Source organism: Microbacterium sp. PAMC22086 (assembly GCF_019443525.1).
GTDB lineage: Bacteria > Actinomycetota > Actinomycetes > Actinomycetales > Microbacteriaceae > Microbacterium > Microbacterium maritypicum.
Map to the genome: position 1 here is coordinate 478,875 of NZ_CP080380.1, position 13,685 is coordinate 492,559.

The following is a 13,685-nucleotide window of genomic DNA, read 5'->3' on the forward strand; positions in this document are numbered from 1 at the left end:
GTAGACTCGGCAGATGAAGGAATGGCGGGTGACGCAGCGGTGAAGGCGCGTACCGTCTTCGGCCTGCTCCGCCTCAGCGCGGCCGCCGTCTGTCTCGTGGCGCTCATCCACCGGCTCGCCTGGGGTCTCGCATCGAACACGATCGCGAGCCAGAACTTCTTCGCCTATCTGACGAACCAGTCGAACATCGCTTTCGTGGTGCTGCTCACCGTCGCCGGCATCCTCGCGCTGCGCCGCGCGAAGGATCCTCGCTGGCTCACCGTCGCCCTGGCACTCGTTCTGACCTGGACGATCACGGCCGGACTCGTGTTCGCGATCCTGGTCTGGCAGGCCGGCATCCGCGGCATCCGCATCGACGTGCCCTGGTCGGATCAGGTGCTGCACTTCTGGCTCCCCGCCGTCACCGTGGCGGCCTGGGCTCTCGCACCCGGTCACCGCTCCGTGCCCTGGCGCGTGATCCCGGTGTCGCTGGCGTACCCGGTGATCTGGGGCGTCGCCACCATGATCCGCGGCCCACTGATCGGCTGGTACCCGTACTACTTCCTCGATCCGCGACAGGTGAGCGGTCCGATGGAGTTCCTGATCTCATCCGCGATCGCGCTCGGCACGTTCGCCGCCGTCGCCACCCTCCTCGTGCTCATCAGCCGCATGCCGGCGCCGAAACGGCTGCGCGGGAAAGCCGAGGGCACTGCGCAGGCATTGACGCCGGAGCAGGCGAGAGCCGGCGAACGGGTCGGTCAGACGTAGAGGGCGAGCGAGGCGAGGGCCGCTTCGATCGCCTCGTCTTCGTCGAGCTTCGCGAACTCCGCTGCCGCCGCGCCGCCGACGATCCCGACGAGCACGTTCTCGCCGGTCGCGGGTCGCAGATTGATCCAGGTCGCGATGGCCACGTCGGCGCCGACGGAGTGCCAGATCGCCTCGTCGTTCTCCCAGAACGGCTCGTCCCACCGCAGCCAGACCGTCTCGATCGCGCCCATGCCGAGTGCCGAGATCGCCCCGCGATTGGAGAACGGCAGGGGCGGGTCGAACTCGATGCTGCGGTCTTGGAGCACGCCGAGTGGAACCGTCACGATGACCCGATCGAATGACAGCGCCTCACCGGTGCCGAGGCGCACGCTCACCCCGGAATCGTCGTAGGCGATGCGGGCGACCGGAGAGTTGAGCCCCACCTTGACCCCGTCGAGAGCCTGCTCGATGAACGGTGCGACATCGCCGGTCGCGGCCTTCGGGTCGCTCATGGGGAGGGGAGGCGCGAACCAGCTCGACAGTTCGTCGGCGCCGGCACCGGTGCGCGCGGCGAGGATCGCGAGCAGGGCCGCGGTCGCCGGATCACTCGGATCGATGCCCGCGGCGGTCAACGCGTCGGTGACCGAGGAGTCTTCGGGGGCGGCCTGCGCCGCAGTCATCGCCGCGTCGAACGGCTGGGGGTCGATCGGGTCGAGGTCGCCCTCGGAGCCGTGCCAGAGCTGACCCGCCAGTTCGACGACGCCGACGTCTCCGCTGCTCATCAGGTCGAGCACCTCGGCGTCGTCCGTGCCGAAGAGCCAGGCGCCGAGCTGCACCGGCAGGGGCCACGAGTCGTCGACGCGGGAGTGCATGCGTCCGCCGACCCGGTCCCTCGCCTCGAAGACGGTGACCTCCATGCCGCCCTCGGCGAGCACAGCGGCAGCGGTGGCGCCGGCGAGCCCTGCCCCCACGACCGCGACGCGCTCCCCCGAGGTCGCCGGGACCAGAAGCTCTTCGGCCGCACGTGTGCCCGAGCTGATCGCACCGCGCAGCGTGCCGGGAGCATCCTCATCCGTCGCCTCGCCTGCGAAGAACAGGCGTGCGTTCACGGGGGCGCCCAGCGCGAGGCGGGTGCCGGCGAGCACGCCGACGGGTGTGAAGCTGGCGGCGCCGAGGGCGTAGGGATCGGTGGTCCAGGTGCTGCGGATGCTGCCGGCTGCGGCGGGGACGCCGGGCGGCGGCTCCGGCTCGCGGGTGCGAGTGGGCGTCGGCGTGGGCGTCGGTTCCGGGGTGCAGGAGGCGAGAAGAACCGAAGCGACACCGGCTCCGGCGCCGAGGAGCAGAGTGCGGCGCGTGATCCTCATCGTGTCGCCACTTTATCCCGAGCGGCCGGGTTCCGCCTGTCGGCGTCCGCCTGCCGCGTTCACAACTCAGGAAGAGGTGTGCCCGCAGACGGCGAAACCGGCCGGATCCTGGCGGATCCGGCCGGTTCGTCCGGAGTTGTGCGCGCTCAGACGGAGAGCAGCTCCCGCTCCAGGCGGGCGAACGACGACTCCATGCCGTCGGCCATGCCGGTGGCGAGGATCATGTCGCGCGTCTCCTTGATCCGCCCGCTCGATGACGTTGACGTCCTCGCGGTGTTCAGTAACGTCAACAATGCGTGGGACAAGTACTGGAACGACTCATACGGCTTCATTTACCGAATCCGGGATGCATACAACGGACTGTCGATTCAGCAGGTCGGCACTCGTGGGCAGGCTGTGCGAGTCTTCTACAACAACGGCGGACACGTCGATGTCGCTCCCGTGTTCTCGCGTGGCGACGGCGTTTATCACCTGCCGAACGGCAGCGGAGGCTGGCTTCTGACCGCTCCAATCGTCGCGAATGAATGGTTCTCCACCCGCAACAGCACACTGAGCCACCACCTCGCACCGATCGTTCGGCTACTCAAGTCCTGGAACCGCGCTCACTCCAAGAGGATGCGGTCATTCCATCTCGAAACAGTTGCAGCAACAATGTTCAGCTCTCTAGGGAGCAACTACCGCGACGGATTGCAGAAGTTCTTCGAGTGGGCACCGAGCTACCTGCACGTCAATGCCCCTGGTGGACAAGGAGGCGACCTCAGCTCGTATCTGAGTCGGAGCGCTCGACAAGACCTGCTCACGTCGCTCTCCTCGGCAGCAGGACGCGCCAAGAAGGCGAACGAGGCGGAAGCGCGTGGCGACCACGCCGAGGCGAGAAAGCAGTGGCGAATCATCCTCGGCGACTCATTCCCGACCGGTTAACGGTAGGTCGCTCGCTATTTGAAGTCGCTCCATCCGGTTAAGAAGCTCGCGAACCGTGCGGTAACAGGCGAGACAGAGCCTGATGAGCAGCGGACCAATTTCATTGAGCCGAGCTCCTGACGCTGGATGTCATCCCACTCCGATTCCGACATGCATGTGACACTGACACCAGGCCATCACACGACCCCGCGTCAGGACACCGAACTGTGCGCCAACTCGTCCAGGTGCGGCGGGGCAGCGCCGGTGCGAGACACCGCGACGGCCGCACTGGCGAGCGCAGTGTCGACGACTCGCTCGAGCGCCCTCAGGAGATCGGCGTCGGGGGCGAAGACCTCGGCGGTGAGCGCCGAAACGAGGCCCCCAGAGACGAGTCCGTAAACGAGGCCGGACATGAAGGCGTCACCGGCACCGATCGTGTCGACCACGCTCACCGGGATCGCCTGCCTCGTCACCGGCCGCCCACCACCCGCGATCGCGAGGGTGCACCCGATGCCACCCCTCGTGACAACGGCCATCCTGGCACCCCGAGCGAGCAGGTGCGCGAGCACATCATCGACAGCGCGACCGGGGTAGAGCCAGTCGGCATCCTCGTCGCTGAGCTTCACGACGTGCGATGCGGCCATGATCGTCTCGACGCGCGCCACGGCTGCAGCTCGTGGTCGGAGAAGCGCCGGCCGGATGTTCGGGTCGTACGTGCGCAGAGTGCGGCTCGAGACCGTTCGGAGCATCGCGCGGACGGCGGTCGCCCCGGGTTCGAGCGACGCACCGATCGACCCGACGTGGATGACGTCGGCCTCCGCCGCCTCGACGATCGCGGTCGACTCGGACAAGGTCCATTCGATGTCGAAGTCGTAGACGTCCGCGCCGTCCGTGCCGATCACGGCGGTGGCACGAGAGGTGCACTCCCCGCCCCTGAGACTCGCCGCGGTCAGAGCGACGCCCTCACGGACGAGATGCTCGCCCAGCATCCGACCGTACTCGTCGTCTCCGATCCGGGTGAGAAATCTCGTATCGATCCCCAGTCTGGCGAGGCCGATGGCCACGTTCATGGGCGATCCGCCCGGGTGGGGCACGCCGTCGACGACATCGACGAGAGCTTCACCGACGACGAGGCAGCGGGTGGTCAGCATCCCCGCTCCGCGACATCGGCGCGCGCCCCGCGCAGCGTTCCTCCGATGACTGCCACGGTGTACGTGCGCGGCGACGCGACGGGGACCAGCGCGGTGAGCACCCTCTCGCCGTTCTGGGCGAACAGCTCGATGGACGACACCCGCTCGTTCAGATCGTCGATCCAGAGGTCCCATCCGACCTCGCGCGGCCGGTCGAGACGCATCGACGGAAACCTGTAAAAGCCCAACGGCATCTTCTCGCCGGAGCGGACGAGTTCGATGCGTCCGCTCGTACGGTCCTGACGGATCACGACCCGACCGTCATCCGATGCCGACTCGATGTGCAGCTCGACGCTCTGCGCATCGCCGAACGTCGCGGTGAAGCCGACCCGCGCGGCTCCGGCGACCCCTTCGGCGAGCACGACGCTGCCGGCCACACCGGCGAGGTCGATGCTCTCGCCGGGATCGAGGTCGACCGCCGGGTGCTGCCGCAGGCGTTCGGCCCCCACTTCGTCGCGCGTGAGCGAGAGCCGGCGAGGTAGCGTCATCGCACTGCGGTGTTCGTCGGAGTCCCCACCCGGTATGCGACCGGCATACTCCCAGTTGTCCATCCAGGCGATGAGCGTCCGCTCGTCGCGAGCCAGACCGTCGAACGTGACACCGGCGTAGCAATCGGGTCCGAAATCGATCCAGCCATAGCGTTCGAGCTCGTCGCGGGACTGACTGCCGTCTCTCAGCAGCGCCCGCGGCGGAGCGGGGTGGGGAACGGAGGCGCGGAATGTCGTACCGTCGAAATCGCCCACCACGTAGTGCGTCCCCGAACCGCCCGCGATACCGCCGGGGTTGAGGCTGATCAACAGCACCCAGCGCACATCGTCGTCATCGCCGTCGACCGCGAGCGGAAACATGTCAGGACACTCCCACACACCGCCGACCGGGCCCGCGGGACCGTACGACGAGAGGAAGGTCCAGGTCGTGAGGTCGTCGGAGCGGTGGAACAGCACCTGGCGGTCTTCGGCCTCGACCGCGACCATCACCCAGTACCCGTCCCCTCCGTCGTCGTACCGGAACACCTTCGGATCGCGGAAGTCGCTCGTGCCGCGGTCGAGCACCGGATTACCGTCGTACTTCGTCCAGACGTACCCGCCGTCCGTGCTGTATGCGAGAGCCTGCGCCTGGCGTCCAGGCGCAGCTGCCGTGTAGAGCGCCACCAACGCCGGATCCTGGTCGGTGCCGAAGCCGGAGGTGTTGCCGTGATCGACCACGACGGAGCCGGAGTAGATCTGCGCCGTGTCGTCCCACAGGATCGCAGGGTCGTGCTCGGTCCATCGCAGGAGATCGGCGCTCGTCGCATGCCCCCAGCTGAGGTTGGCGTGTTCGACACCCTGCGGGTTGTACTGGAAGTACAGGTGGTACAGGCCATCGTGGAAGACGAGACCGTTCGGATCGTTCATCCAGTTGTTGCGCGGAGCGAAGTGCATGCGCGGGCTCGTGGTGCGGACCGGGGGAAGGTCAGTGAGGGTCACCGGGGCAGTCGTCTTTCTACTTGATGGGGGCGTGCGTCACTTGCCGACGCCCGCTGTGAGTCCTTCGCGCAGCGGCTTCTGCCCGAAGAAGAACACCAGGAGCGCAGGGATCATCGAGAGGATCACGCCGGCGAGCACCGTCGAGATGCTGCCGGTGCCGAGGTTGCCCTGCAGCGTCACGAGTCCCAGTGGCAGGGTGAAGTTCTGATCGCTGATGGTCATGATGAGCGGTCGGAAGAACTCGTTCCAGTGATAGTTGAAGGCGAGGATGCCGACGATCGCGAGAGCCGGCGTCGCCAGCGGCAGGTACACGCCGAAGAACGTGCGCCAGGGGCCGGCACCATCGAGCTGAGCGGCCTCACCCAGTTCCGTCGGGATGCCCATGAAGTACTGCCGCATCAGGAACGTGCCGAATGCGGTGGGCAAGGCGGGCACGATGAGCGCCAGGAGGGTGTCGGCGAGGCCCATGCCCCTCACCAGCATGAACACGGGCACGATCGTGACCTGCAGCGGGACCATCATGGTCGCGAGGATCAGGGCGAACAGGATCTTCTTGCTGCGGAACTCGAACTTGGCGAAGACGTAGCCCGCCATCGCGGCAGAGAGCATCTGCCCCGCTGCGACGAGCATCACCACGAGCGCGCTGTTCCAGGCATACAGCCAGAGCGGGATCTTGGTGAAGACGTCGGCGAACGCACCGAATCCGACCGTGACCTCTTGTGTGACGCTGTCAGTGGGCGAGAGCGCCGTGACGAGGGTCCACACGACGGGCCCGAGAGTGAGGAAGGCCGCCAACCCCAGGATGACGAACTTGCCACCCGTGCCGAGGCTGTGTGCCCACGAGCGCTTCGTGATGATTGTCGTAGTCATGATGGCCTCACCCGTAGAAGACGAATCGGCGGCTCAGCCGGAACTGGATGGCCGTGACGAGCATGATGAGAAGCGTCAGCACGATTCCGATGGCGGAGGCGCCACCGAAGTCGAGCTCCCGGAAGGCGGACTCGTAGATCACCATCACGGCGGTTCGGGTCTCATCGCCGGGCCCGCCGCGGGTGAGCACCCACGGCTGATCGAAGATCTGCAGCGCGTTGATGATGGCCATGACCGATGCGACCAGCAGGGTCGGGCTCACCAGGGGCAGCGTGATCATGCGGAACTGCGTCCACCCGGCCGCGCCGTCGAGCGACGACGCCTCGTAGACCTCGCTCGGGATCGCGGCGAGCCCTCCGATGAAGAGCAGGAACGTGAAGCCGAAGTTCTGCCACACGTAGACCAGCAGCACCACGACCTTCGCCCCGAAGCCGGTCGTCAGCCACCCGACGTCGGCGATGCCGATCAGGTTGAGCGTCTGGTTCACGAGCCCGAACTCCTGATTGAACAGATAGGCCATGATCAGGGAGACAGATGCGGCCGACAGGATCAGCGGGAAGAACAGCGACGACCGGAAGAAGGTGCGCAACCACGTCGGCATCTTCGATTGCACGAGGATGGCGAGCACCAATGCGACCGTGAGCTGCAGGATGACCGCCACGATGACGAAGCCGATGGTGTTCAGGAACGACACGCGCACCGTCGGGTTCATCGCGAGGTCGACGAAGTTGTCGACTCCGACGAACACCGGATCGGAGATGATGTCCCAGCGGAAGAACGCCAGGACGAACGATCCGACGATCGGCACGAGGTTGAACAGCCCGAGGCCGATCAGGGTGGGTGCCAGGAAGATCCACACGATCGCGCGCCCGGATCGAGCTGTGGTGCCGGTCTCGCCGCGTGCTCCCGGCGGAACGGTGAGGGTGCGAGTGCTCTCCGACATCATCGTCCTCCCAGCGCGATCTCGAGATCTCGCTGCATCGTCTCAAGGCCCCGGCGTACGCCGGAAGGACCGTTGGTGATGGTCGACACCACGTTCTTGAGCAGGGCCGACTCGACTGCGGCCTGCTGCGGCGGGGCCGGCATCGGGCCGGTGTCGGGGAACTTGTCGAGGGTGTCGTAGAAGACTTCCCAGTGGGCAGGCCCCACCCCCGCGCCGTACAGCTCGGCGTTGAGCGAGCGGCGGGGCAGAGAAGAGTCGGGTCGCGGGTGGGCGATCTTCATCCCTTCCACCGAGACGCAGTACTTGAGCCACTCCCAGGCCTCGTCCTTGCGCGGCGAGGTCTCCATGATCGCGTAGCCGCCCGCGCCGAACTGATGCCGCTGTCCCGACATCCGCGGGAAGTAGGTGACGTCATACGCGTCGTTCGCGACGCCTGCCTCTTCGAGGCCGCGCACCCAGAATCCTCCTGCGGGTGTCATCCCGACCGAGCCGGTTGAGAACAGCGAGACCAGCTCGTTTCCACCGCCCTGCGCGGGGTTCGCCGCAAGGCCCTCCGAGACCATGCGCTCCAGCACGGAGAAGCTCTCGACGGCATGCTCGTTCAGAGCGTCGGCCTGCTTCCACACGTAGCCTCCGCTGCGGGACGGCTGGTCGGGGTAGAAGCGATCCCAGAACCAGTCACCTCCGCCTGCCTTCTCTTCGCGCAGGAAGCTCGTGTTGTTGACGTAGAGCCACGGCACGACACCACCCCAGAGCCGGTTGTTCCAGAAGTACGGGAGGAACTGCTCGGGAGCGCTCTTCTTCATGGAGCGGGCCGTGGTGAGGAACTCCTCCAGAGTCCAGTTGTCGGCGGGGCGTTCTAGCCCCGCGCGCTCCATGGCCTGGGTGCTGTAGAAGACGTTCGCCGCGTTGAAGTTGTCGGGCATCTGGAACAGGCTGCCCTGGTACATGAACGCCTCGATGAGCGTCGGATGCACGTCGTCGAAGTACTCCTGCATCTCGGCCGCGTCCCTGCGCACGAAGTCATCGAGCGGGTGCGCGAGGCGCGAAGCGAAGAGCTGCGAGCCCTCGGTCGCGACCGTGACGACATCCGGGGGCGTGCCCGCCGCGATCATCGTGAGGATCTTCGCGAAGTACTCGCTCCAGTCCTGACCCTGGATGGCGACGATGCGCACCTCGATGCCGGGATGCTTGCGCTGGAATCCGTCGATCAGCGACTGACGCGCCACCGCGTCCTGCGCCGTGCCGAAGAGGGCGACCGTCAGAGTGTCGGTGCCGCGACCCGGGATGTCGGATCCGGTGAGCCGCGGCCACGAGACCACGGTGCCGACGATGCCCAGTCCGATCGCCCCGAACAGCGCCCTGCGAGTGAGATCAACCACGATGTTCTCTCCTGTTTTCGTGACTCCGCAGGCGGGAAGCTGTATCCGCACGGAGATGCTGAATTGATTCAGCACGCCGACATTAGCATCGCGGACCGGGGGCTGCAAGCAGTTTGCTAAATCAATTCAACGCTTGTGGTTCCGCGGGAGCGCCCGCACTGCCTAAGCTGGAGATGTCACGACAGGAGGAAGCCGGTGCCGAAGAACGTCGATCGCAGGCCGACGCTCGCCGATGTCGCCGCGCTCTCGGGCATGTCGAAGACCGCCGTCAGCATGATCCTGAACGACCGGCCGGGTTCGCGCCTCTCCGCCGATGCCGCACGCAGGGTCCGCGCCGCCGCCGAGGAGCTCGGATACCGACCCAATCCCGCAGCTCAGAGCCTGCGGCTCGGCAAGACGAAGACGCTCGGCTTCATCTCCGACCGGATCACGGTGACCCGCTACGCATCCGAGATGATCCGCGGCCTCCTCTCCGCAGCCAAGGAGCACGACTACACCGTTCTGATCGCCGAGACCGAGGGCGATGATGCGAAGATCGCGGATGAGATCCAGGCGATGATCGATCGGCGCGTCGACGGCATCCTGATCGGGTTGCTCGGCGCCCGCATGATCGATGTGCCGCAGACGCCGCACGACGTACCTGTCGTGATCGTGAACGGCACCTCGACGACGGAACATGCCTCGGTGCTCCCCGACGAACGCACCGCCGGGCACGCGATGGCGAAGCTGCTCACCGACGCCGGACACCGACGGATCGGCGTCATCGGCAACAACCCCCGCGCGGTCTCGTCACCGCGCCACTCGGTCACCATCGGCCCCCGATTCGACGGGATCCACGCCGCCTTCGCCGAGGCAGGCATAGAACCGGTCGTCGTCGACGTGTCCGACTGGAACCCCGACGTCGGCTACACGCAGACGATGCGGATGCTCGATGCCCACCCCGATCTCACCGCGATCCTGGCCGGAAACGACGGAGTGGCATTCGGGGCGTATCAGGCGATCGCAGAGCGCGGACTCACGGTGCCGCACGACATCTCGGTCGCGTCGTTCGACGACGAAGAGCTGGCGAGCTTCCAACGACCGGGGCTCACGACCGCGCGCCTGCCCTACGACGTGATCGGGCGCACCGCGGTCGAGATGCTGCTCGGCGACCGCCCTCTGAGCGCGATGCTGATCCCCATGCCCGTCATCGTCCGCGCCTCCATCCGCCACCTGAGCTGACGCACGAGGCGCCGACGTGCGGCATCCATTCACGTGAATCCACCCCCGTCTTTCAGGCGTAGGCTGGAGAGAAGGACGGACCGTCCGAGAAGATCTCCCGGCACCGTGCCCGCCCGGAAGTGGAGTCACTCGTGGCTCAGTACGACGTCTCGAACCGCTCGGCGATCGTGACGGGAGCAGGAAGCGGAATCGGTCGCTCGACCGCCCTCCTGCTGGCGAAGAACGGCGCATCGGTCGTGGTCAACGACCTGAATGCGGATCACGCGAATGCGGTCGTGGAGGAGATCCGCGCGGCCGGCGGCACGGCCGAGGCTTCGGTCGGCGACGCGACGGATGCGGCGTGGATCGCGTCGTCCATCGAACTCGCGAACTCGCTCGCGCCCCTGCGCATCGGCGTCAACAACGCCGGCATCGGCGGTGCCACCGCTCCGACGGCCGAGTACGAGGACGAGGCCTGGGACAAGGTCATCGCGATCAACCTCAACGCGGTCTTCCGCAACATGAAGGCGCAGATCCCGTCGATCCTCGCGAACGGCGGCGGCTCGGTCGTGAACATCGCCTCCATCCTCGGCAGCGTCGGCTTCGCCGGCTCCCCCGCCTACGTCACGGCCAAGCACGGCGTGGTCGGGATGACCAAGTCGGCGGCGCTCGAGTACTCCGCCAAGGGCGTGCGCGTGAACTCGGTGGGCCCCGGCTTCATCGACACCCCGCTGCTGGCGAACATGGGCGACGAGGCGAAGGAGTTCCTCGTGAGCAAGCACCCGATCGGCCGCCTGGGGCAGGCAGACGAGGTCGCGAACCTCATCGCCTTCCTCGCGAGCGACGCCGCGAGCTTCATCACCGGCAGCTACCACCTGGTCGACGGCGGATACACCGCCCTCTGAGACCTACAGCCCCTCCGCGATCTCCTTGATCGCAGCGAGACGACGATCCCACTCGCGTCCGATCGCGTCGAGCTTCGCCGCCGTGGCGGAGAGCTCGGTGCCGACGACGCGGAAGCGCACCTCGCGCCCCACCGGCACGGACTCCACGAGCCCCACCTCCTGCAAGATCGCGAGGTGCTTCGCGATCGCCTGGCGAGACACCGGAAGGCGCCCGGCGAGGGCGGATGCCGAAGCATCCCCCTCGCCGAGAGCCGTCAGGATGCTCCAGCGTGTCTCGTCCGCGAGTGCCGCGAACATGGGCAGCAGGGCTTCTGAGATCACGCTTCGCCTTCCACCAGTGCCACCATCTTGTCCAGCTCCAGGTCCCAGCCCGTGCGATGCGACTCGAGGTTGGCCCGTGGCTCGGACGTGCGCTCGAAGCCGCTCTCGACGACCGTGAGCCGCGTGCCCCCATCCACCTCTTCGAGAGTGAAGGTGAACACGGTCGAGGTCGACTCGTCGATGCTGTCCGGCAGCTTCCCGAGGGCGTCGTCGTTGTTCCAGCGATAGGTGATGCGCCGCGGTTCGTCGTACTCCTCCACGCGAAGGAGAATCACGTCGTAGTCCGGGAACGTCATCGTGCCGGTCGCGCCGACACCGGCGCCGTCGAGCACGGTGCGCCCGAACCAGCGGGAGATGTGCTGCGGCTCGGCCACGGCACGCCACACCTTCTCGACGGGTGCCGCGATCTGGATGCTTCGCCGAACCGAGAACGACTCCTCGTCGACGACGGATGCCTCGTTGTGGGTCATGCTCACCATGATGGGTCCTTTCGGGATCTCCCGCATGTTCCGTCGACCGGTCGGCCAACCGCAATCCCAGGGTTGCACATGCAACCCTGGTGCGCAACCCTCAGGTTGCACTAATCTCCTCACGTCGTGCCACTTGTCGGAGGAAATGACGGATGCAGGAGGAATCGCCGTGCGGGCTCCCTGCATGCGTGCATCCTTCCGACATGTGAACCGTCCGCGCCGGACCGCACGCCCGACGCCTTCCGTCGGCCCGTCCGTCCGTCCGACGCCGCCCGTCCGACGCCTTCCATCCGCCCGTCCGCCCGTCCGCCCGTCCGTCCGGCGCACCGCATCCCTACCGATCGCCGTCACACCCCGCAACCCCGTTCCTCTCGGCGCCCTCCCGGCCTACGCTCGTGGCATGCCCGAACTCACCCAGCCCACCGGCCGCGAAGAGACTCTGCGCGCCGTCCCCCGCGACGACGGATCCGCACCGCGCGCGCTCGTGCTCGGCGCGACCGGATACATCGGCGGTCGGCTGACGCCGCGCCTGCTGAACGCGGGGTACCGGGTGCGGGTGCTGGCACGGGATGCCGCGCGTGCGGCGTCGTTCCCCTGGGGGGCGGACTGCGAGATCGTCGAGGGCTCGGCAGACGATGCGGATGCCGTCGCGAAAGCCATGGACGACGTCGATGTCGTGTACTACCTGATCCACTCGATGTCGGCGGGCAAGGGCTTCGAGGAGAGCGATGAGCGTGCGGCGCAGACGGTCGCCGCTGCCGCGGCACACGCGGGCGTGCATCGCATCGTCTACCTCGGTGGGCTGCATCCGAACGACGCGAAGCTCTCGCCGCACCTGCGCTCGCGTGTGCATGTGGGCGAGATCTTCCTGCGGTCGGGCGTGCCGACCCTCGTGCTGCAGGCCGGAGTCGTGATCGGATCGGGGTCGGCATCGTTCGAGATGATCCGCCACCTCACCGACGTGCTGCCCTACATGCCGGCGCCGAAATGGGTGCGCAATCGCATCCAGCCGATCGCCGTGCGCGATGTGCTGCACTACCTGCTCGGGGCGGCGCGAGTCGACGCCGATGTGAACCGCGCCGTCGACATCGGGGGCCCCGACGTGCTGCGTTACGGCCAGATGATGAACGGCTATGCGGTCGAGGCGGGACTCCGCCAGCGCGCGATCGCCGCCCTCCCGGTGCTGACGCCCGGGCTCGCCTCGCACTGGGTAAACCTGGTGACCCCGGTGCCGCGCTCGATCGCGCGCCCTCTCGTGGCGTCGCTGCAGAACGAGTGCATCATGAAGGACCACGAGGTCGACGAGCTCATCCCCCGCCCCGAGAACGGCCTGACACCCTACCGAGGCGCCGTGGACCTCGCGCTCGGTCGGGTGCGCGGCGACACCATCGAGACCAGCTGGCAGGATTCCGAGGTCTCCGGAGCGCCCAGCGACCCGCTGCCGAGCGACCCGGAGTGGGCCGGACGCACGGTGTTCACCGACTCCCGTTCCGTGACCACCAGCGCCTCACCCGACGAGCTGTGGCGCGTGATCCTCGGCATCGGCGGGGAGAACGGCTGGTACTCCTCGCCGCTGCTCTGGGCCGTGCGCGGGTGGATGGACCGCATCGTCGGCGGTGTCGGACTCCGCCGCGGCCGCCGCAATCGCACGGCCGCGCGCGTCGGCGATGCGATCGACTTCTGGCGCGTCGAGGCCGTGGAGACGGCGGATGCCGGTTCGCTGCTGCGCCTGCGCGCCGAGATGAAGGTCCCTGGCGAGGCATGGCTCGAACTGCGCGCCCTTCCCGACGAAGAAGGCGCCCGCTACGAGCAGCGCGCGATCTTCTTCCCCCGCGGGCTGTCCGGACGACTGTACTGGCTCGCCGTGCTCCCGTTCCACGGGGCGATCTTCGCCGGCATGGCCGCGCGCATCACCGCCACCGCGGAAGCGGCGAAGGCGAAGTAGCGC

General features: G+C 67.4%; 13 protein-coding genes. 5 read left to right on the forward strand and 8 right to left on the reverse strand.

Annotated features, from left to right (window positions below; translation table 11 throughout):
• Positions 1-21 precede the first annotated feature (21 nt).
• Complete coding sequence (locus KY497_RS02365; RefSeq protein WP_219869725.1) at positions 22-747, forward strand: Pr6Pr family membrane protein; 726 nt, start codon at positions 22-24, stop codon at positions 745-747.
• Here KY497_RS02365 and KY497_RS02370 read toward each other — a convergent pair.
• Positions 738-2,090: an FAD-dependent oxidoreductase gene (locus tag KY497_RS02370; RefSeq protein WP_219869726.1), complete on the reverse strand. Its 1,353-nt coding sequence runs from the start codon at positions 2,088-2,090 to the stop codon at positions 738-740. The two genes, KY497_RS02365 and KY497_RS02370, sit on opposite strands and share 10 nt — an antisense overlap.
• A gap of 78 nt (positions 2,091-2,168) precedes the next feature.
• On the opposite strand from KY497_RS02370, the gene KY497_RS02375 reads away from it, so the two are divergent.
• Positions 2,169-3,011 carry a hypothetical protein gene (locus KY497_RS02375; protein ID WP_219869727.1) on the forward strand — a complete coding sequence of 281 codons (843 nt, stop codon included), beginning with the start codon at positions 2,169-2,171 and terminating at the stop codon, positions 3,009-3,011.
• A 191-nt stretch (positions 3,012-3,202) separates the two neighbouring features.
• Here the strand turns inward: KY497_RS02375 and KY497_RS02380 are convergent, their stop codons facing one another.
• The 5 genes from KY497_RS02380 to KY497_RS02400 are packed head-to-tail and all read right to left on the reverse strand — an operon-like array spanning position 3,203 to position 8,841.
• A complete protein-coding gene (locus KY497_RS02380) occupies positions 3,203-4,141 on the reverse strand; it encodes a carbohydrate kinase (protein WP_219869728.1) in 939 nt (312 codons plus the stop codon).
• Entirely contained in the window at positions 4,135-5,646 is a 1,512-nt protein-coding gene (locus tag KY497_RS02385; RefSeq protein ID WP_219869729.1) for a glycoside hydrolase family 32 protein, read from the reverse strand. The genes KY497_RS02380 and KY497_RS02385 overlap by 7 nt, the downstream gene beginning before the upstream one ends.
• Positions 5,647-5,682: 36 nt before the next feature.
• Positions 5,683-6,516 (reverse strand): carbohydrate ABC transporter permease, encoded by an 834-nt coding sequence (locus KY497_RS02390; RefSeq protein ID WP_055876214.1) that lies wholly within the window; start codon positions 6,514-6,516, stop codon positions 5,683-5,685.
• Positions 6,517-6,523: 7 nt separating this feature from the next.
• Entirely contained in the window at positions 6,524-7,459 is a 936-nt protein-coding gene (locus KY497_RS02395) for a carbohydrate ABC transporter permease (RefSeq protein ID WP_200935179.1), read from the reverse strand.
• Positions 7,459-8,841 carry an extracellular solute-binding protein gene (locus KY497_RS02400; protein ID WP_218682119.1) on the reverse strand — a complete coding sequence of 461 codons (1,383 nt, stop codon included), beginning with the start codon at positions 8,839-8,841 and terminating at the stop codon, positions 7,459-7,461. The genes KY497_RS02395 and KY497_RS02400 overlap by 1 nt, the downstream gene beginning before the upstream one ends.
• Positions 8,842-9,036: 195 nt before the next feature.
• Between KY497_RS02400 and KY497_RS02405 the strand changes: the two genes are divergently transcribed.
• Complete coding sequence (locus tag KY497_RS02405) at positions 9,037-10,062, forward strand: LacI family DNA-binding transcriptional regulator (RefSeq protein ID WP_219869730.1); 1,026 nt, start codon at positions 9,037-9,039, stop codon at positions 10,060-10,062.
• Positions 10,063-10,193: 131 nt separating this feature from the next.
• The gene (locus tag KY497_RS02410) at positions 10,194-10,946 is read left to right on the forward strand and encodes an SDR family NAD(P)-dependent oxidoreductase (protein ID WP_055869213.1); all 753 of its coding nucleotides are present in this window, start codon (positions 10,194-10,196) and stop codon (positions 10,944-10,946) included.
• 3 nt (positions 10,947-10,949) lie between these two features.
• Here the strand turns inward: KY497_RS02410 and KY497_RS02415 are convergent, their stop codons facing one another.
• Both KY497_RS02415 and KY497_RS02420 read right to left on the reverse strand, forming a co-directional pair.
• Complete coding sequence (locus KY497_RS02415; RefSeq protein ID WP_258185819.1) at positions 10,950-11,267, reverse strand: metalloregulator ArsR/SmtB family transcription factor; 318 nt, start codon at positions 11,265-11,267, stop codon at positions 10,950-10,952.
• The gene (locus tag KY497_RS02420) at positions 11,264-11,737 is read right to left on the reverse strand and encodes an SRPBCC domain-containing protein (RefSeq protein ID WP_258185820.1); all 474 of its coding nucleotides are present in this window, start codon (positions 11,735-11,737) and stop codon (positions 11,264-11,266) included. The genes KY497_RS02415 and KY497_RS02420 overlap by 4 nt, the downstream gene beginning before the upstream one ends.
• A 400-nt stretch (positions 11,738-12,137) precedes the next feature.
• Between KY497_RS02420 and KY497_RS02425 the strand changes: the two genes are divergently transcribed.
• Positions 12,138-13,682, forward strand: a complete 1,545-nt coding sequence (locus tag KY497_RS02425) for an SDR family oxidoreductase (RefSeq protein ID WP_219869732.1) — start codon at positions 12,138-12,140, stop codon at positions 13,680-13,682.
• The last annotated feature ends 3 nt before the right edge of the window (positions 13,683-13,685 follow it).